This is a genomic window from Hahella sp. CR1 (assembly GCF_029813005.1).
Taxonomy (GTDB): Bacteria; Pseudomonadota; Gammaproteobacteria; order Pseudomonadales; family Oleiphilaceae; genus Hahella.
Genome location: NZ_JAPELK010000023.1, coordinates 1 through 18198, shown reverse-complemented (window position 1 = coordinate 18198; position 18198 = coordinate 1). Strand labels below are relative to the sequence as shown.

General features: G+C 49.1%; 19 protein-coding genes and 1 pseudogene. 4 read left to right on the top strand and 16 right to left on the bottom strand.

What is annotated here, in order from left to right:
• The first annotated feature begins 280 nt into the window (after positions 1-280).
• Together ONV78_RS30425 and ONV78_RS30420 are read left to right on the top strand one after the other, a co-directional pair.
• Positions 281-568 carry a hypothetical protein gene (locus tag ONV78_RS30425; RefSeq protein ID WP_279508353.1) on the top strand — a complete coding sequence of 96 codons (288 nt, stop codon included), beginning with the start codon at positions 281-283 and terminating at the stop codon, positions 566-568.
• A 61-nt stretch (positions 569-629) separates the two neighbouring features.
• Positions 630-1052 carry a hypothetical protein gene (locus tag ONV78_RS30420; protein WP_279508352.1) on the top strand — a complete coding sequence of 141 codons (423 nt, stop codon included), beginning with the start codon at positions 630-632 and terminating at the stop codon, positions 1050-1052.
• Positions 1053-1583: 531 nt separating this feature from the next.
• Here the strand turns inward: ONV78_RS30420 and ONV78_RS30415 are convergent.
• The 15 genes and pseudogenes from ONV78_RS30415 to ONV78_RS30345 all read right to left on the bottom strand — a co-directional run bounded on the left by ONV78_RS30415 (position 1584) and on the right by ONV78_RS30345 (position 13561).
• Complete coding sequence (locus ONV78_RS30415; RefSeq protein WP_279508351.1) at positions 1584-1856, bottom strand: hypothetical protein; 273 nt, start codon at positions 1854-1856, stop codon at positions 1584-1586.
• Positions 1857-2082: 226 nt separating this feature from the next.
• The gene (locus ONV78_RS30410) at positions 2083-2538 is read right to left on the bottom strand and encodes a hypothetical protein (protein WP_279508349.1); all 456 of its coding nucleotides are present in this window, start codon (positions 2536-2538) and stop codon (positions 2083-2085) included.
• A 2-nt stretch (positions 2539-2540) separates the two neighbouring features.
• Positions 2541-3269 (bottom strand): DUF2182 domain-containing protein, encoded by a 729-nt coding sequence (locus tag ONV78_RS30405; RefSeq protein WP_279508348.1) that lies wholly within the window; start codon positions 3267-3269, stop codon positions 2541-2543.
• A 16-nt stretch (positions 3270-3285) separates the two neighbouring features.
• On the bottom strand, positions 3286-4686 hold the full coding sequence (locus ONV78_RS30400; protein WP_279508347.1) for a tyrosinase family protein: 1401 nt from the start codon (positions 4684-4686) through the stop codon (positions 3286-3288).
• A gap of 263 nt (positions 4687-4949) precedes the next feature.
• Positions 4950-5180 (bottom strand): annotated as a pseudogene (locus ONV78_RS30395) (hypothetical protein); the annotation flags it as partial.
• A gap of 587 nt (positions 5181-5767) precedes the next feature.
• Positions 5768-6319 (bottom strand): hypothetical protein, encoded by a 552-nt coding sequence (locus tag ONV78_RS30390; RefSeq protein ID WP_279508345.1) that lies wholly within the window; start codon positions 6317-6319, stop codon positions 5768-5770.
• Between the two features lie 300 nt (positions 6320-6619).
• Positions 6620-7183 (bottom strand): hypothetical protein, encoded by a 564-nt coding sequence (locus ONV78_RS30385; protein ID WP_279508344.1) that lies wholly within the window; start codon positions 7181-7183, stop codon positions 6620-6622.
• Complete coding sequence (locus ONV78_RS30380; RefSeq protein WP_279508342.1) at positions 7180-7356, bottom strand: hypothetical protein; 177 nt, start codon at positions 7354-7356, stop codon at positions 7180-7182. Before ONV78_RS30380 ends, ONV78_RS30385 begins: the two co-directional genes overlap by 4 nt.
• A 527-nt stretch (positions 7357-7883) precedes the next feature.
• Positions 7884-8684 (bottom strand): hypothetical protein, encoded by an 801-nt coding sequence (locus ONV78_RS30375; protein ID WP_279508341.1) that lies wholly within the window; start codon positions 8682-8684, stop codon positions 7884-7886.
• Between the two features lie 54 nt (positions 8685-8738).
• The gene (locus ONV78_RS30370; RefSeq protein WP_279508339.1) at positions 8739-9101 is read right to left on the bottom strand and encodes a hypothetical protein; all 363 of its coding nucleotides are present in this window, start codon (positions 9099-9101) and stop codon (positions 8739-8741) included.
• A gap of 209 nt (positions 9102-9310) precedes the next feature.
• Positions 9311-10195: a competence protein CoiA family protein gene (locus tag ONV78_RS30365; RefSeq protein ID WP_279508338.1), complete on the bottom strand. Its 885-nt coding sequence runs from the start codon at positions 10193-10195 to the stop codon at positions 9311-9313.
• Between the two features lie 273 nt (positions 10196-10468).
• On the bottom strand, positions 10469-11017 hold the full coding sequence (radC, locus tag ONV78_RS30360) for a DNA repair protein RadC (RefSeq protein ID WP_279508337.1): 549 nt from the start codon (positions 11015-11017) through the stop codon (positions 10469-10471).
• 203 nt (positions 11018-11220) lie between these two features.
• Entirely contained in the window at positions 11221-11724 is a 504-nt protein-coding gene (locus ONV78_RS30355) for a LacI family transcriptional regulator (protein WP_279508335.1), read from the bottom strand.
• Positions 11721-13073: a recombinase family protein gene (locus ONV78_RS30350; RefSeq protein ID WP_279508334.1), complete on the bottom strand. Its 1353-nt coding sequence runs from the start codon at positions 13071-13073 to the stop codon at positions 11721-11723. The genes ONV78_RS30355 and ONV78_RS30350 overlap by 4 nt, the downstream gene beginning before the upstream one ends.
• Positions 13070-13561, bottom strand: a complete 492-nt coding sequence (locus ONV78_RS30345; RefSeq protein WP_279508332.1) for a DUF2924 domain-containing protein — start codon at positions 13559-13561, stop codon at positions 13070-13072. Before ONV78_RS30345 ends, ONV78_RS30350 begins: the two co-directional genes overlap by 4 nt.
• A gap of 35 nt (positions 13562-13596) precedes the next feature.
• Here ONV78_RS30345 and ONV78_RS30340 point away from each other — a divergent pair, with 35 nt between their 5' ends.
• Entirely contained in the window at positions 13597-13725 is a 129-nt protein-coding gene (locus ONV78_RS30340) for a hypothetical protein (protein WP_279508330.1), read from the top strand.
• A 328-nt stretch (positions 13726-14053) separates the two neighbouring features.
• Here ONV78_RS30340 and ONV78_RS30335 read toward each other — a convergent pair whose 3' ends face one another.
• Positions 14054-14257, bottom strand: coding sequence for a hypothetical protein (locus ONV78_RS30335; RefSeq protein WP_279508329.1), 204 nt, complete (start codon positions 14255-14257; stop codon positions 14054-14056).
• Between the two features lie 835 nt (positions 14258-15092).
• Here ONV78_RS30335 and ONV78_RS30330 point away from each other — a divergent pair.
• On the top strand, positions 15093-17270 hold the full coding sequence (locus tag ONV78_RS30330) for an AAA family ATPase (RefSeq protein ID WP_279508328.1): 2178 nt from the start codon (positions 15093-15095) through the stop codon (positions 17268-17270).
• Positions 17271-18198: the final 928 nt, after the last annotated feature.

Below are 18198 nucleotides of genomic sequence, written 5' to 3'. Positions count from 1 at the left end.
CCTCATACTGGAAGGACTGACGCCTAAGTGCTGAAATTCATTTATTGAAAATATTTGAGGTGTTTTGAATTGTAAGTGAGAGAATAAGTCGCCTCTCATAGTGAGGGCGGCACACAGGCTGCTCGTTAACGAATCTATAAAGGCACTCGTACAGTTTTTCGTATGTTTGGTGGCTTGCCTTTCCGAGATTTTTACACTGGAACCCGTGGCTGGAGGAACTATATTCAAAGTGTTGGAGTGGAAAAACGCACATTCGTGATACACAAATGTTAACTATCCTATGAGCTTCAGAAAATTAGAAAAAAAGTGGAAGGTTACTATAGCCCTGTTGAGCGAGGCCCGCGCAGTTCTCTGTGATTACGCAGGGGGCAGCAAGTATATCGCCGAGTACGATGAATACCTTGATCACAACGAGCTAGAGCTAGCACTTGATATGCTAGAAGAAGCAGCACTTGAGGCAACGAGCAAGCCGCCAAAAGAGATTTGGCTAAAGCTGAAGGAGGCTGCAAAATCTATGGGCCTAGAGGATCGGTGTGAGTTCTATAACCAACAAATACAAAACAGTTAACAAGGCCGTGCATTACGTGCGCTGGACCTAGCTGTGCTCGGCTGTTGTTAGGAGAGCCCACATGAATAAAAAGGTCATGAAAACGGCAGCGACTGACCGGTTGATTTTGGCTAATGCCGAGAAGTTAATAAGCTTCACTGACCGAGCTGACTTACTGTGCCGTAATTCCCAACGAATTGACGATGCATATCATAAAGATTGGTTCTTTGAATTTAATGGCGAGAGTTACTTCACTCCGCCAGCCGTATACATTCAAGAAGGCGTTATTAAGTTTATTAACGGTCGTCACCGAACGATACTATTGGCACGTTATCTCACATTATTTCCGGTGCTTGTAGGTCATCTCGACTTGGATCATCACGGAGGAGTCCCACGCCAGGAAAGTATTGATGCTCTAAATGAAATTATGACGAGTGAATTTGAAGAACATGCAACCTTTAGTAATTTGCCTGAGTTGGAGTGTGGAAATTTTCCTCAGCCATAACAAATCACTCATGTGGGACTGCCGCCCCTCCCCATAGCTCAGACGTTATGCTCTCAAGGAAGGAGTCAACAAATAGTTTCAATCCACGCTCCCTGCATGGGAGGCAACCTGGAAACAACAGTTAAGTAGACGCTGAAGAAGTTCACGACGATAGAGTAGGGAAGGGGTGCTCTGGATAAGTCGCAGGGGGCCGCGCTTCCAAAAGCCTGCTCGGGAAAACAGGCTTTTAAGAAAATCACCAATTTCAACGCCGTTTTTGGTTGCTAGTGAGAACTCAGACTTTTCCGCGTTGACACTTTGGCGAAAACAGCACGAAATTACGCCATAACCAGAAAGGGGCTGTCTTGTAACATGCTGTTTTTAAATGGAAAAGTTGGTTGGCCCACCAGGACTTGAACCTGGGACCAACGGATTATGAGTAAGTATTTTGTGCTTTGCCCCCTACTAGTCTCTGTTATGGGGGGGCGTTACGCTACGGACTCGCGGCTATTAGGAGTTGCGTCATTGTAGCCTGCCTCAAAGATTCTTGTGCTATATGAAATGGTCCTTCAGTTTTTGCTGTAGCAAGCTCGCTGGGCGTGGCGCCCAAAAGTACGCGCCAATAACTCGGTTTCCAACTGGGAACTCTTCATCAATGGATACGGGAGGAAGAACCAAAAAGCCGCCGTAGATGGTATCTGGAATTCGCTCCTCATTGGTTTGAAGGAAATCTCCGACTTCAAGGGAATCAGACTGGTTTTCAAAATTAATGGCCCAGCCAACGAACTGCTTAATAAGCGGCGCAGAATCCAGGTTAGTAATCATCAAAAGCTCAAAGCAATTTTCAGAATTTTGATCGCTGAAGCCAGATGTGACTTTGAGATTATATTTTTGCTTTATGGGTCTGAAAGGCTGCCAGATGGAGGATGAGATATCTGGTGAGCGGCTTTCAGTGGGTGGTATTGTGAAGATTGAAAGAAAAGTACAAAAATTGTCCTGCCACTAACTTTTTTGTCTGTGGAATCGGTTCGCAAAGTGGCAAGAGAGGCTGCTATTCGTGTGGCATACAGCAGAGGAATATGAACTCCACCTCTATGGGGATTGGCTCGTTGGTCTGGTCCTGGGGTTTGATTTGTAGAGTCAGGTTATCTCTCTTGCTTGCCTCCTGACCAAGCAATTCTTTTATTGGAGACTCGATTTTTATTTTTAGGTTCATTCCCTCGTTGTTGTCCGGGTTTTTTGGCCGGACGGAAAAAAACGATAATGAGCCGATATAGTGGAGCGCACCTCCCTGTGTGTGTGCAACGAGAAACACATCGTAGTTAGGGCTGCCGGGTTCACCGAAGATGCGATGAAAGTTTAGGAATACCCGTGAGGTGAGCAAAGATTTGTGATTGAAATGAGGTCGATTTTCCTCATACATTCCTAGCCGGATCTCTACCTCATCTCCCGACAAGGTTAACGGTCCAGGATGCTCGGCCATAATGTTTATGGAAGGTGACGCCATAATCAATTGAGCCAGATCAGTAATTGGTACGCTGCCAGCGCATAGCACATCCAGGACACCAGTCTGGTTTCTCTGGGAAGAAGCATGCGTTCATATAACAGTACAGCCGTTACAATCATCATCAGCCAAAGATTGTGCCCGGCGATTACTAGCGCCAACATGACATGAAGGCAGGCTTTTACACAACTGATGCCCTTGATTAGTCCAAAATAGACTGCATCCCTGTAGGCATACCAGCCACTAATCCGCATGGGGACGCCGCTGCTGCAGGCAAAAACGGCTTTTCTTCGGGATGATGTATTGTTCCAGACCGCCGCCGCCAAAAAGGTAAGCGACCCAACAGGTAATGGTGATATCACGTCATGCTCAATATAGGGCAGCTGATAAAAAATTCCCCTGATAACCTCTACCACGGCTCCTGCGATCAGCCAGACGATTGAATACCCAAACACGAGAAGGGGCATCAACCTTAAGTGTTGATACCGTGGCATCATAATTTTCACCCGCCGGACTGAACCGCTGAGCATGGGCAGCATCATCGCTGAAACCATCATTAGCCAGGCCAGCAAACTACCAGAAAGCGCCACAATGGGAGTGGCTGATATATGGTGATGTGAGTGTGCGGAGCTGCTCAGCTCAGCCGAAATCAAATATGCCCAGCTGAGCGCGCTCACCATGAAAAGCCACCAGTATGGATGAGCCGTTGTCAGACGGCTCATCCTGTCGCTCATGTCAGCATACCGTTCGCTAATCAATTTCACTGTGCAAACTGACCCTGCCAACGTTTATTTCGACATCGCTGTCCTGCTTTGACTGGGGGATCAATTGGACCCGAATTTTTTCTTCGTCCCAATCGTCACGCTGCCTGAGCTTGTTAATCGTGTCGGAAATATCGAGAGCAAAGTTCAAGCCGCTGCCATCACTCTCAACACTGGGGGTTGAGGCATTTTCGAGGCCAAACAGTCCAATACAACCCACGAAGTTTTCTTCGTTGCCTTCTTCGTTATCACGGTTTGTGATGAACAGATCGATCGGGGACGTTGCGCCTTTACCTTTCACGTTACTGATTCGCAAAATGGTTCTTTTTTCGTCATCAGCTCTGGCGGACTTAAGGCGTGCGCCTCTTGCCGGCTGAGGCACCATGGTCAGATCCATGGGAGCCATATGATCGCCGACCGAAAAGCTGCCTGGGGTCGCACCGACAACATCCATTGGCGGAGCTGTTCTTCTGACGGGCTTGGTGGAAGGAAGAGGAAAGGACGGGGTATATACATAACCCAGTAATTCGGTCGTCTCCACGTCTTTGACCGCCATTTCGACAGGTTGGCCATTGCCGTCATGGAACTTGAAGCGGAAATCCTTCCACGCATTCACATCAGGGTTGGTGCGACCTGCCTGAGCCAGCCACACCTGCCACAGCCGGTCGATATTAGCATGGTGTAGCCAGAATATGGGGTCGAGAGCAGCCGTATCGGGATTCCCCATGGCGCCGTTAATATCGGTGTGCACAACGTTGTGTGGAAGACTTTCTAGTTGCCCGGTCTCGCTACCTGAGTGGGCGAATCCTGTGACTCCGCCGCCAAAGCTTATGTCATTGCTGATACTGGTAAACTCCACTTCATTCATGGCTGGCCACGGATTAACGTTGTTCTTGTTCAACACATAGTTGCGCCGGTTTTTGATCCATAAAGCGGCGAAGTCGGTATTGGGCCCCTGGGAAGATCCAAACTCAGGTGGGATTTGCAGGGCTTGTTGTTGCTCACTCGCCTGAGCGCTTGTGTTATATGCGTCACAGTAGTTCCAGTAGGGAAGCGTCCAATCTGAGGGCCCACCCATGTCACGGATTGCCTTGGCGACAATCTCTTCGAAGTAGAATAGGTACATGCGGTGCCACGGCAGGAAGTACCAGGTACCGTGCTGGCAACGGTTCCAGAAGCCGTTATTAACGGTCTGCTGGGATGGAGGAAAACCTGTGGCGTCTTGCCAGTAGATTAAAGCACTGGGGTAGGTTGCGTAGCCGTGAATGGCTCCTTGGTACCACCAGCTGGTGGGGTCGTTAATGTCCCTGGATTGCATTTCCTCAACGGCTCTTGAGTACCAGGAAAGCGTATCGTCTTGCAATTCGTAAACGTTTTGTCTTGTTTTCATGGTGTCCCTCCTTGGGGCGCTGTGCCACATCAAAAGGTAGTCCCAATTTACAACTACCTTTTGTCCGTTAAATATAGATGCTTTTTTAAAAAATCCTGGTGGAAATATGAGCAATCTATTGCGTCCCCTCATTTTGTTGGAGGGTTGGCAACGATTCATTTAACAGGCATAAGGTCAATTACCGGCCAATTAGGAGGCCCGAGTTGGATACCCATCATGAAAAACGCCTGCTATTTGGCTTGGTTGTTATCACATTTGGAGTTTTAGCCATGCACAACAACGATTCTCTTGCCACCCGACCGGATTTGGCACACCAATTTCGACGGTCGCTTCCTCCGACGAAACCATAACAGGCCACATGCCAATTGCAGCAATCCCAGATAGTTGCAGTCCTTCTTGTCATAGCGAATCAGTAACGCACGGCACTTAGACAGCCAACCAAACGTACGCTCCACTACCCAACTCTGAGGCTTTCCACTTGGTATGCCGTTGCTGCAGGATTGGAGCCTGAATCCTGTAACAGCGATCGATGGTGTTGGCCACTACGCATGATCAGGCCCCTCGCAGAATTTCCCCACAAAGTGGACTCTCGTTTGGGAATGGGGCACTCCATTCCCAATGGCGACCCTCCGAAACCTTATTCAGGAAATGTGGGGTTCTGCGGCCCGTTGCTGCTACCCCCATTGACTGTCGCCAGGGAGTTTAGTCGGCTGAGGGTTAATAACGAGAAGGTGATTGAATTTTTTGCCGTGGTTCCACTTATAGACCAGCTGTTGCCCCAGCCTTCCTGAAATAACCAATTGGGGAAATGATCACTGCCTGACTCTACTAGGTGGCGAGACGCAACCTTCTGCGTCTCGCCAATACCATGCCCAAAGAGCGTCGAGCTGTCGCAGGAGCCTTTGGTTAATTGCGGATAAATGCGCTAGTCAATGGCGCAGTCGACTTAATGACTAAAGCCGGGGCAGTGGCCCTTTAAAGTGGATAAATTGAAAAAGTCCTGGATTCTGTACAACTCTTCCTGATTTTAAAGTGTCGCCGAAAGTTGAGCAGCCAAGAACAAGCGCCCCAGTCGTAGCTCCTATAGGTCTCCGTCACCCGGTAGTAAACTATCCAGATCGAAAGTTGAACTAGCTGCTGGCTTTGCTTTAGGGACAACTACAGGGTTTCTTAGATAGCTTTCCTCCCCCATTTCACTGAGCCAGTTCAGCCAGATGTGATTACTGAACTTGATCTTGAACTCGTCATTTTCATTTAGGTTGGCGGCGTTACGGACTGCCTTTAAGAACACTGGATCTAGCTCCGGGACCCTGTAGTTTAAGGACCTGATATGTTCCAGAAATTGAGGGGGGAGCAATAGATGATGGACTTCAACATAGTGAGCCAGTCCCTCAGGCCAATACCACTCTCCATCAGTCAGTTCTGCAGCACCAAGCGGACTACTCTCTGAGTGTTCACATTCAAAGCGGCAGCGTGCGTACCCGAGCCAGCCATCGCAGCGCGGGGCATTCTTCAGGTAATTTATGATGCTTTCTTTGTCAGAGCCGATATCTCCGCACAGATAGCTTGGAGTGACTCCGTTTTCATAATTATTCGACCAGAAGCCGATTTCATTCAGAGAGGTGACGATCATGTTTATTCCTATGCGACGGTAGAATATGAACCATTGGGTGCGAAGGTTTGAAATCCTTCCCCTACAGGACGCAAACAAGAATTTAGCTCTTCATTCGTGAGAGGAGGGCGACCCTTCGCTTCAGTGCGCTGGGCAACCTTCTGTTCATCTAATACTCGTACAGGGCGCAGTAATGACGAAAGCCGGGGCAATGTTCTTTGAAGCGTTGCGAGCTAGAGGTGTCCAACATAAAACTATCCTATCCCGCGCCCCTCACATGATAAGTGAGTGACCACGGCAAATCTCTTGAGTAAGCAGAAATCAGAATTTTTGATTGTCGTCGTCCCCAAACATCAAATGAGCCATTGCTATGGGGTCGTAGTCAGGATCGAATTTATGCACCTTCTTCGGCACGATGACGGGCGATTTTAAATACTCGTCTTCTCCCATTTCTTTTAGCCATGCATTCCATTCGTGCGAGCTGACCTTAAGCTCGACATCGCTAGCTTCAAAAAGGTCCTCATGCACCCGAGCTAAATCCTTATCAATCTCTGGGAGGACGAAGTCTATCGACACCAGATGATCAATAAACTTCCTGGGTAATAACAGATCGTGCTTCTCAACATAGTGATAAAGGCCCTCAGGCCAAATCCATTTGCCGTCGGTCAGATCTGCACTACCAAGCACATTCGTTTCCGAGTCTTCGCATTCAAAACGGCACCTGGCATAGCCTAAAAATGACATGCCTCGAACTCCATTTTTCAAATAACCAATCACTTTGGCTTTCAAGTCTGAATGAAGTTCGCCACATAGATACGTCGGGGTCACTCCGTCCTCGTAACGATCAGACCAGAACCCAATTGCCTCTAAAGTGAATGTTTTCATGACTCTTTCTCCGGAAAGAAAACAGTGCCGTCTTGGCCTTTAGGGTAATTCAAAGCCCTTTGCTGTGCTCCTGTTAAGTCTTCGGGCTTAATATTCGCACCCTCTCCGCTAAAGAACTCGGCAGCTTTTTTCTCATCGACGACGCGTACGTCACCATTTGATTGCACTGCCATACCTCTACCTGCAAATACAGGAACGCCAGCTGCATTAGCCAACACTTGGCGGGCGCTGGCAGCATGCGAGAACCTCAATCCTATCGGGAGAAATTCCATATTTCTTATGGACCCGCGCAGTCAATAATCTCCCCAACAAATTGCTGAAGAAGCGATACTGCGGTACCTCCCTGAATATGTGCCTGATGCTATCCAAAGTGGCGTTTCTGAAACGCTATTCCTGATAGGCAATGTCTTTCCTAAAGAAGCCAAAACTTATCGTGGATTGAGCTTAAAGGATATCACTTGTCTAATAAGCCCGTCGTCAATGGAGTATCAGCTGAAGCGAATGAAAACCCGTTGTTGGTAAAAAGTAGCAGGGTAAAATGTGCCTAGTAAGAAGGGCTAAAATCTGGAAAGGGAAAACTCATAGGCTGAACGTGACCTGACAGACACCACCTAAAAGCCGGTAGCCGTCAGATCAGCTCTGGATTTCTAAACTTGAATATGCCGCCCAGCGTTCTACAATCTAAAAATGTATCATATAACTAAAGCTCTTCTTCATAATCCATATTATTGTAGCTTTCAACTATCAATGCTTGGTCAGATCTTCTTTTTGGAGTGTTAGCTATATCATTGTCGTCGCCAGGGTTTGCAAATGACATAGTTGGACGAAAGTTGGCGGTTGTTTCACCACTTAAAACCTTCTTCTCTGCCTGAGAAAAAGTAGGTGAATCATTTCCTCCATAGCCATTAAGTATAAACTTAATAAGATTTTTTGAGTTGCGAACATCACTACAGTTTTTCTGTGAGTCAACCTTTGATATCTGTCCAACATATACTTTTGCCCTAAGATATTTCAGCACCGAACCAGCCAAAGTGTTAGGGTTTATAATATTTGGGTTCGGTATATCTCCACTATTACAACTGTGTGTATAAAATATTAGCTGCCTTGGATAGCTCTCGACTTTATTGATATCCTCCAGCTGTGAAATCCCCAAATTTATCGTCCTGGATGATGGTTGGTAAGTTTTTATATGCACTTGACTACCGTGAGACATATTAAAAAAGAACTCAAGCTTATTGCAGGAAAGGTACGATAAGTAATTGTCTGTGGTAGCTCGAGATCCATACAAAAATGCTATATCTTCTTCGTCATATCCCGCTTTCAGTGCGTAACCGTACACCGCACTCGTCAGTTCTTCTGCACCATCTGATGGATCTGAAACTTGAATAAGAGGCGAGGCTATCACAAACCTAACGTTCTCATCTGGGCAAAAGTAATCCTGAGCGCTTGATGAAAATGAAAATATTTGCAATAAAAATAAGATGGCAATGTTTTTTTTCATAATTCCTTCTCGAGCCCAAAAAATTAAATATTTGGACTCATTGATGGTTTTTATTTAGTAAATATCAACTTCGTCAAAGTCGTCACAGTTATCGCCATGATGATCCCAAACATCCACTTTTGCTTTCATAATGAAAGCAGTTCGAAGTATGCTTAAAAGCCCTTTTCCTTTTTCGTCATCTAAATTATATTTTAGATTTGCTGCAATTGTTGTCTGATTATCAAATTCGGCATAAATAGCATTTCCTCCATCTGTGCCCATATTTCCATTCACTTCTCCTACAAACAACTTCGTAACCTCCGCCCGTTCCACACAAAGTCTGCCGGCCATAGACGTGCTGCTATATGATGCAGCCAGAACAGAAAATGCTATAACTAATGAGGGACGTGATTTGTGTAATGATTTAAAATTAATCATTTTAACTCCACCTTTGTCGTTTTATGTTGAGTTATTGTTTGAAGGGGAATTATCTGTATACGTATTAAGAGAGCCAATCCTACAGATGTAGGATTCCATCTATACATTGCATTTTTTTGGTCAGTTACTTAAATAGGTGCGGAATAGTTTCTTAATGAGACAAAAGGCCAAGCCTAAAATAAAGCTGATTGAGCGCTAGATGGAGTGAGCTATCTTGGTCTGCAACCTGCTTCCTCAACTTCCTGCACGCATCTGGGGCACCGGCTGCCATAGCTGGCTGAAAAGTTGTAGTTGTGCCCACATTGCGCGCACGTAAAAGTGCGTTGCTGAGCGTTACGCGTTGTAGAGTATGGAGTGTGTGTTCTGTTGTGGTAGGCAACTTGAGAGAACAGTGGGTTGCGGGGTGATTTTTTTTGCAACTCCTTCTCGGCGGCACGAATTTCACTATTCTGATTTGGATGAAAAAGCCATCTTTTCCCTTCAAGCTTATCCAGCAAAAAAGTTTTAAGCACGTGCTTAAATGTGTTTGAGTGGTCTTTTTCTTCCCAAAACAAAGACTCAAGCCCAGTTAAGTCAACGGCGAGAATACCTATTGGTTTTTCTACAGGCACTTGAATTAGGTCAATACGCCTTTCTGGGTATTCGAACTGAAGCCCCAAGGGAACCATTTTTTTCTTTCCCTGAACCTTTCCAAGTACATCAAAGTCAACCCCATACATCTGTTGGCTGACGAAGATATCTTTCAAAGTCACTTCCCGTGACTCTGTTATAGTTATCCACTCTGACATTCCGTTTACGGAAACTAATCTTTCGTACAGTGGGAGCTGGATATTACAAGCATCAACAGAGTCCATTAACTGCCGGGCCATCATGGCAACTGAGACATAAAAAGAATACTCACATTGCGTGATTTCTTCTTCAGATTTGTTTTTTGTGAAATGAGCGAAGTGCCAAGTTTTTTTCTGGCCTTGCCGAGCCACCAGCTCAATACGGCATGAGGGGCAAATACAGCCTGAATGGATTCCTCGAGGGACTTCATGCACATCGACTAATTTCGAAGAGTTGACTTGCAAGCCAAAAGGAATTCGTTTCATTGAATTCAAGGTCTCCCATCCATGTCACTTCTAGCGTTGATTTTTATCAACCGCCCATCCGAATAGCGCTTACGAGTTAGTTATACTCCCACGTTATTATCTTGGTGTTAAGTCTATTCTCTTGCTGTCATGCTGCCTTTTCACTCTTGCAAGAAATAGCTGATGTGTGTTGATGGAGCAACTCTTAGTTGGAAATGCGATGCGTCTTTTGTTCGGAGAAAAGTGTGTGCAGGCTCCGGGATTGCCCGGAGCGTATTATCAAGACGGCATTAGTTAAGCTGGTTCGGGAATCTTCCGCGGTCTTTTTCCGAAGATGCCCTGAGCCGCCATACTTACAACCTCATCTCCTCCCACCACAAAGTGGTCGACGAGTGGAATTTCAACGAGCATAAGCGCCTGTAGCAAACGGTAGGTAATGAGCTGGTCGTTAACGCTAGGTTTGGGATCGCCGGAGGGATGGTTGTGGGCGACGATGACTTTTGCAGCGTTATGGCGTAATGCCGCTTTCACCACTTCGCGAGGATAAATATGGGCCTCGTCGATCGCGCCACGGAATAGCACTTCGTAGGCGATCAATCGGTTCTGAGTATCCAGGAAAAGTCCTACGAACGTTTCGCGCGGCTCCGGCGCCAAGTGCATCATCAGATATTCTTTCACTTTGCCTGGGTCATCCATGTGGCAGGAATGACGTTTAAACCGTTGCGCCAGAGCGCGTTTGGCGGCCTTTAAAACGATGTCCGAATCCAAGGGCACGGATAGGGTAAATTCCCCGGTGCGCCTGTTCAAATGAAGTGTGGCCGTAGTAGACTCGACGTCAGCCATGATCAACTCCTAACAGTTGGTTGTGGTTAGTCGGCGTTGGGTGCTGCTACACCTAGCGCCGGCGACTAGAGGTAGCCTATGAACGCGTAATCAGCGGAGGATTGCAACTTAATACAATCCGATATCTGCCCTTCCTATGTGCAAAGCAAACGACTTCCGTCCTGTTAAAAAACGCACCAGCGGCTACACTGACTAATGACCATTCAATAGTCACTTTGCTTGGCCGTAAGGTCAGCGCCGCTAACGGCGTTGTCGACGCTGACCTTTCTATTCTTCTCAGCTATTCCGGCCTTTTTTCTATATTCATCCCAATGTAATGGCGGGTCTATTGTCAGATCCGAAAAGGATATTTGACTAGGCAGAGTGTTATCGAGAATGGCCGCCACGACATCAGGCGGCAGTAAGGTTAAGTTCAGAAAGCGACTGAGATAGCTGATGTTTATACTTTCTTTCTTCGCCAAGTCGCGCACATTACGTGCTTCTCCAGATTCAAGGCGAGCCGCCAGACGATGAGCTCGGACCATTGCAACTTGCAAAGGGGTTTGCGTCTTGTCCCAGGGGCGATCACCGCTTTCACCTTCAGGAAGAGCCACTAGTTTTCGTCCGCCTCGGCGTTTTATCCGAATGGGTATAAACAAGGTTGGAGCGCCATTGCTCGCTAAAATGGTGCTGGTGCGTCCAGTGATTTGAATGCTTCCTCCGCTCACGCTACTTTCTCCTTTGAGAAGTGATTAGTGCTGGACAGCTCTTGCGTTATTTGTTCAATGCCATTCATGCGTAGCCTCACCTCTAAACTCATCGGCGTAAATATGACTTTCTCAACCAGCAGGCGCACGATGCGGGACTGCTCCGCAGGAAACAGCTGCTCCCAAATGGCGTCCAATTGCGTCATTGCGACAGTGACCTTCGCCTCGTCCAGTTCCGTGTCCAGGCCTACGCCCATGGATGAAATATCCTGAATTAGAGTGGGGGAGCGCAGGTAGCCGCGTAATTGTTCCAGGACGGCGGATTCGAGTTCGGCCGCCGGTAAGCGAGGCAATCCTGATGCGCCGGCGCCCTCCCTCTCGTCTCGCTGTGGAATGTAGTATCTATAACGCTTTCCGCTTCTTTTGGTGGTGTGCCAGGGCGTCAGCGCCCGGCCTTCTGAATCGAAGATAATGCCTTTCAGCAGGTAGGGCACTTTGGCGCGCAAGGTGTTTCCGCGAGAGCGGTGATTTTTACTCAAAATCTCGTGAACTTGATCCCATAACTCAGGAGTGATGAGGGAAGGATGTTTTCCCTTGTACCAGTCTTTCCGATGTTTGATTTCCCCTATGTAAGCGCGGTTGGTTAGCACTCTGTAGATCATCACCCTATCAAATGGCTTTCCTTCACGAACACGGCCATCGCTGGTAGTCCAGGACTTGGCGGTAACGCCCTGCTGGCGTAACTCTTTCATGAGGGGCGTACTGGAGCCTAACGCCACGAAGCGCTGAAAGATATGACGGACCAGCTCAGCCTCACGAACATTGGGGACGAGATAACGCCCTTCCAAGTCATAGCCAAGCGGGGGAATGCCGCCCATCCACATCCCTCGACGTTTACTCGCGGCAATCTTGTCGCGAATACGCTCTCCAATCACCTCGCGTTCGAATTGTGCAAAGGAAAGCAGCACGTTTAGCATTAGACGCCCCATCGAGGTTGCGCTGTTGATCTGTTGGGTTACGGATACGAAAGACACGCTGCTACGATCTAGGACGTCCACGATTTTGGAGAAGTCGGCAAGGCTACGAGTTAATCGGTCAATTTTGTATACAACGATGATATCCACCTTACCGCCTTCCACATCGTTAAGCAGGCGTTGTAGAGCGGGGCGCTCCAAATCGCCGCCAGAATAAGCGGGATCGTCGTAGTCATCCTCAACAGAAATCCACCCCTCCGCACGCTGGCTGGCGATATAGGCGTGTCCTGCGTCCCGTTGGGCGTCAATGGAGTTGTACTCCTGTTCAAGGCCTTCCTCGGTGGACTTGCGGGTATAGACGGCGCAGCGCAGTCGACGTTTAACGGTTTCACTCATTCTTTGACTCCCTTGCGTGTCCCTTTCGATTTCGAGGCCTTATTCAATCCGAAAAACTCAGGACCGGACCATCGTGTCCCGGTGATCTCCCGGGCGATCATGGACAGGGAAGGGTAGATACGTCCTTGAAACTCGAATTGTCCGTTAACCGCCACCACCACTCGGTACTCTACCTCCCTGAATTCACGGGTCAGCACAGTACCAGCTGGAAGTAGGTTGGCGGCAGACTTCTTGGACTGCTCGGCCGTTTCTGTGAGGGCGGCGATGCGCCGTCGATTGTTATCCAGTAGCTCAGGGTTGAGCTTACGAAACTCCACCTCCTGAATCCGATAGGCGATGCGGCGCACGAGATAGGTTTTCACATGTGTGGGCGCCTCTTTGTTGAATAGCTCGCGCCACAGTGCGCGGAGCTCCTGTAGAGACAGATTGGGTAGCGCGGCCACTTGAGCGGTAATTGATGGTTTTTCCTGAAGTCTTGATGGATTCATTTATTCTCCGTTTTTTCTGTGTGTGACGGAGTTGGATGAACGCTCTGAAGGCCCTGGAAAGCAAGTCCCACCTTGCTCTGTTTTTGAGAGTTCAGCTCTCGCAGACGAACGATGCCGTGGGCAAGGATAAGAGCCATTTCCTGGCGACGTTGCATCGCGTTTAATTTCTCGGGTGGAATGGCCTGGGATGGACCAGACAACGGAAGGTTTGATGACATAAGGCGGCTCCAATATTCAAACTTTTTGATGGAGACGCCATTATCAGTACCGGCCGCCTAACGAGCCATGACGGAGTTTCAGGATACTGCGAGCAGGTGGGGGGGATTGCAGGAAATTGCAGGAACCGCGGGAAAATTTAATGTTGAGAATCGTTGTTAGAGGCGACTTATAGCTTGCTGAACGGGGCCCACTGACACAGAGTGCAAGGATGGGTCGGCAAGATAAGATTCCAGAGCTATACCCAAAACGTAATCTTGTTTCGTCTCACAGAGACTACCATGAACTTTGTAAGTAGCAGTGAACGCGAAGCATGGCGGATAACGGATACGGCGGCCGTCCATTTTCACCCTTGGGATAATGACGGGCGACCTTCTTCTCTAACCGTTCCCAGGGAATCAGCTTATCCATCCGCTCCAGAAAGATTTCCCGGCGGGTCTTACGCTTCATATTCTGGTATTCGGCTTCGGAGAAAGTCATCTGTTCCATGCGAATTATTGACGTATTTAAGAGAGTAAGGGATTTCGGGTTTTTAACGAGCGATACTCTCTTAAGGTAATGTTAATAAGGGTTTTTTGTGGTGGCGTAGACAGCGCGCGTTCCCGGCTAATTGAAAGGAAAAGACCGATTGGTGACGGATGGTGACTCTCATTCTGATTTACCCCTACACGCGCGTACGCGCAATAAGGTTATTCGGTAGGCCAGTCACCATCCGTCACCAAGAACTGAAATGTAGTTGAGACCATTTCCGCGAGATGGTCACTGGCGTCCGGCTTCGCCCTAGGAACCAGTGAAAATCCTCGTGGGGGATACTGAGTGAATCCAACATGGATACGCCCACCTCTTCCCATTCATTTTTTTTCATAACTCCGTTAGTTTTAACATGCTATTGCGGGCTATTTCAGGTTATTGCAGGAAACCCCATTGAAACGGGGATTTCAGCGGCTTCACAGAACGTTCAAACTACTGAAAAACCTGCGCTGGAGTGTGATGGAGACTAGGTCGGAAATACCTAGGAGAGTCCCATATTAGCGGAGGGGCTGACGGCAATAATTGATAGGAGTGAAGCACTTAGCGTGAAGCAAACTAGTAAGCAGTATCAATCCTTGTTGCGAAAGTTTCGTCGTGCTCTCAAACAGGGTGGCATGCCCGTGTTGATGAACTCCCTCTTTGGTGAGGGAGGTTGGGCATACGATAAAGCAGAGCATCTTTGGATCGCACCCGATCGTAAGTACCTAGGTCCCGGCCGCAAGTACTACTGCGTTCGTGAGAACGGCGACTGGTTTAAAGCCTATTTTCCGGAGGGGGACTATCAGTGAGCTGGTTGGACTTCAATGATGTTGCGAGTCCCGCACTCTCTATGCCGCCTCGTTGCGACGCTCAGCAACTGAAAATGCAATTGCTGGAACGCCTTCCTGATGCGCTTTCCCATCTGTTTCCCAATGGCAAGGTTCGCGGCGCGCAATTTTTTATTGGCGACCTGCAGGGGAACCCAGGTAAAAGCCTAGTGGTTGAGCTTGCCGGTCCCAAAATGGGAGTCTGGATTGACTTCGAAACTAACGAGTCCGGCGACGTTCTCTCGCTTTGGGCCGCAGTTAAAGGACTGGATGCTCAAGGTCAGTTTCCAGAATTAAAGCGCTCAATTACGCATTGGTTGGGAAACACGGATACGGTGGACGGCAGGCATGAACAGCGACAGGTGGAGAGGGGCAAGTCTGCGCCTGTCATGGATGATTTGGGGCCATACACTGCCAAATGGGATTACCTAAACGCTAACCGCGAGTTGATCGCCTGCGTATATCGCTATGATCCACCATCGGGCAAAGAGTATCGCCCCTGGGATGCTCGGGCGCGTGCTTGGCGGGCTCCAGATTCGCGCCCCTTGTATAATCAACCCGGCATCGCACAAACGGATCGGGTGGTGTTGGTGGAAGGCGAGAAATGCGCGCAGGCGCTGATCGATGCGGGCATCTGCGCCACCACGGCGATGAATGGAGCCAAAGCGCCGGTGGGCAAAACCGACTGGAGCCCTATGTCGGGCAAGCATGTGGTGATCTGGCCAGACTGCGACAGACCGGGCTGGGAGTATGCGGAAAGCGTGGCGCCCGCTTGTGTGAAGGCGGGAGCAACCTCTGTGGCCATCCTCGTTCCGTCACCGGATAAACCCGAAAAATGGGATGCGGCGGACGCCATTGCCGAGGGCTTCGACATGGAGGGTTTTGTTACCCACGGCGAGCGTCGGATCATCAAGGCAACGCCACACCGCTTGCCCTCTTACACACTGGGGGAACTGCTGGATGACGATGCCCCGGTTCCGCCGGACCTCATTGCGCCACGTGTACTCACACCAGCAGGTACTTTGGTGTTCGGCGGCGCTCCCAAAGTGGGCAAAAGCGACTTCTTATTAGCATGGCTGACGCATATGGCGGCGGGCGCCAGCTTCCTCGGCATGACTCCCGCAAGGCCGTTACGTGTGTTCTACCTACAAGCGGAGGTGCAATACCACTATCTGCGTGAGCGAGTGAAAGCATTACGTTTACCGTCCCATCGTATGGTGGAAGCGCGTAAGAACTTTGTCGCAACCCCACAATTACGACTCGTCCTTGATGAGGGTGGACTTGCTCAAGTGATTCCAGCGATCACCAATGCCTTTGGCCCTGAAGGACCGGATATTATCGCTATCGACCCCATCCGCAATCTGTTCGACGGTGGAGAGGCTGGCGGCGAAAACGATAACGGCGCCATGCTGTTTTTCCTGTCGCAACGCGTTGAGCGACTACGCCAAACGGTAAATCCCAATGCAGGAATTATCTTGGCGCACCATACCCGTAAGCTCGGTAAACGACAGTTAGAAGAGGACCCATTTCAAGCGCTGGCGGGGGCCGGTAGCCTACGAGGGTACTATTCAACAGGAATGCTGCTGTTTCGACCCGATGAGGCTAACTCAGTAAGGCAGATGTACTTTGAGCTGCGTAATGGCGCTCACATCCCTCCTAAGTATGTCGACAAACTCGAGGGAGAATGGCGCGAGGTATCTTCCAGTGAACGTCTGGTTATGAAAGATTATGGGGAGCGCCTGGATGCGGAGCGACGTCGCAAACGAGACAATATTCTGCAGATCCTGTTCGAAGAGGCCGCTAAAGGTAAGTGTTATACCGCTAACCAGTTCGCAGAGTCTTTTGAGGGGGTGGCAGGCTTAGGGGCCAATCGCACCATTAACGAACGGCTTTCCGTATTAGCGACTAAAGGGTATATAAAGTTCTTCCGAAACCCAGAGGATTATGGCCTGCCAGCCGTCGGCCGCAGCAAGTTTGGGTATATGTGTGTGGAGGGCATGGCGTTACTAGGAGGCCCAACCAGCGCAGGCGCGGATGAGGACGTTCTCGCCGGGGCCGCTGTTCGACCAACCCATTACAAGTGTCCTAAAACAGGTTCGCTCTTGCCAGTGGAAAACCCGGAAATCTGGGTCTATCACGAGGAGTTAGCGCCGTGATTAGCCTACGGATATTCTATGGACAAAGCCCCGAATTCACTCTGCAATCTGAGCCAGTTTGCTGCAATCTGCAATCTGGCTGCAAACTTAAAACGAATAAAAACAATTGGTTAGGTGAGTTTTTAGTTTGCAGGCGTTAAGTTTGCAAAACCCTCTGCAAACTGAGATGAAACCCAGCAACGACGCGGTCTGCGGGGCAGTTTTCAGTTTGCACGCAGACTACTACCCCTTACAGGGGTAGTAGAGACCTCACGCATAAGCGCAGAGGTCTCTACCAAAACACTAAGACTATTGCCGCCGAAAACCTGAGCGATTGGTCTCATGAGATAAGTGTCTCGATGGACACGCTCAACATAATCCAGTCCTTAGACTTGGGCGTCGTTATTTTCCGAGGGTAGGAATAGTTTTAAACAACTCCTGCGGAAAACGTAGTGCTGGTGCAGGGTTGGTGTGAAATTAGAGGTAGCGTAAGCGCATGGTTTTGCTACCATAAGCGCTGCTCCATCTATCAGGGCGCGCACCTCCCCGCTATGGCAGCCGCCAGGCGATTATTTGGCCTATCTGGGCGCTTTTGGGGCTCCTGATGGGTCCTTCCTGGCCATGAGTCGAAGCGGGGGGCGACAGCGCCGCGTTTGTTTAGCGTCAGCGCTAAAAACGAGGTTTGCAGGGTTTGCGGTTCGCGTGTGCCAAATGATACCGAAGTCCAAACACCCCTTCTGGTGTAGCTTTCAGGTCGAAGCATAAATATTCAGGCATGACCCAGCTGGCTGCGAACCTAGCGTACTTCGTGCGAACCATGGGGCGATGTCCGAATCAAACGACTCTTCCCCATACTCGCCCCTGGAGCGATCCGCTGGCGGGTTTTCTTTTTATCTCTCCTTCAGGGACAGCGAACGAAAAAAGCCGGCGACGAGGCCGGCTGTAGGCG

Bases quoted from the DNA above. Each gene is read 5' to 3' on its own strand.
- radC (WP_279508337.1), bottom strand. From the start codon at position 11,017: ATGGCTGACGTCGAGTCTACTACGGCCACACTTCATTTGAACAGGCGC.
- ONV78_RS30370 (WP_279508339.1), bottom strand. From the start codon at position 9,101: ATGATTAATTTTAAATCATTACACAAATCACGTCCCTCATTAGTTATA.
- ONV78_RS30335 (WP_279508329.1), bottom strand. From the start codon at position 14,257: ATGACTTTCTCCGAAGCCGAATACCAGAATATGAAGCGTAAGACCCGC.
- ONV78_RS30340 (WP_279508330.1), top strand. From the start codon at position 13,597: ATGAACGCTCTGAAGGCCCTGGAAAGCAAGTCCCACCTTGCTCTGTTT.
- ONV78_RS30385 (WP_279508344.1), bottom strand. From the start codon at position 7,183: ATGAAAACATTCACTTTAGAGGCAATTGGGTTCTGGTCTGATCGTTAC.
- ONV78_RS30415 (WP_279508351.1), bottom strand. From the start codon at position 1,856: ATGATTACTAACCTGGATTCTGCGCCGCTTATTAAGCAGTTCGTTGGC.
- ONV78_RS30420 (WP_279508352.1), top strand. From the start codon at position 630: ATGAATAAAAAGGTCATGAAAACGGCAGCGACTGACCGGTTGATTTTG.
- ONV78_RS30400 (WP_279508347.1), bottom strand. From the start codon at position 4,686: ATGAAAACAAGACAAAACGTTTACGAATTGCAAGACGATACGCTTTCC.
- ONV78_RS30405 (WP_279508348.1), bottom strand. From the start codon at position 3,269: ATGAGCGACAGGATGAGCCGTCTGACAACGGCTCATCCATACTGGTGG.
- ONV78_RS30375 (WP_279508341.1), bottom strand. From the start codon at position 8,684: ATGAAAAAAAACATTGCCATCTTATTTTTATTGCAAATATTTTCATTT.
- ONV78_RS30350 (WP_279508334.1), bottom strand. From the start codon at position 13,073: ATGAGTGAAACCGTTAAACGTCGACTGCGCTGCGCCGTCTATACCCGC.
- ONV78_RS30345 (WP_279508332.1), bottom strand. From the start codon at position 13,561: ATGAATCCATCAAGACTTCAGGAAAAACCATCAATTACCGCTCAAGTG.
- ONV78_RS30425 (WP_279508353.1), top strand. From the start codon at position 281: ATGAGCTTCAGAAAATTAGAAAAAAAGTGGAAGGTTACTATAGCCCTG.
- ONV78_RS30390 (WP_279508345.1), bottom strand. From the start codon at position 6,319: ATGATCGTCACCTCTCTGAATGAAATCGGCTTCTGGTCGAATAATTAT.
- ONV78_RS30410 (WP_279508349.1), bottom strand. From the start codon at position 2,538: ATGGCGTCACCTTCCATAAACATTATGGCCGAGCATCCTGGACCGTTA.
- ONV78_RS30365 (WP_279508338.1), bottom strand. From the start codon at position 10,195: ATGAAACGAATTCCTTTTGGCTTGCAAGTCAACTCTTCGAAATTAGTC.
- ONV78_RS30380 (WP_279508342.1), bottom strand. From the start codon at position 7,356: ATGGCAGTGCAATCAAATGGTGACGTACGCGTCGTCGATGAGAAAAAA.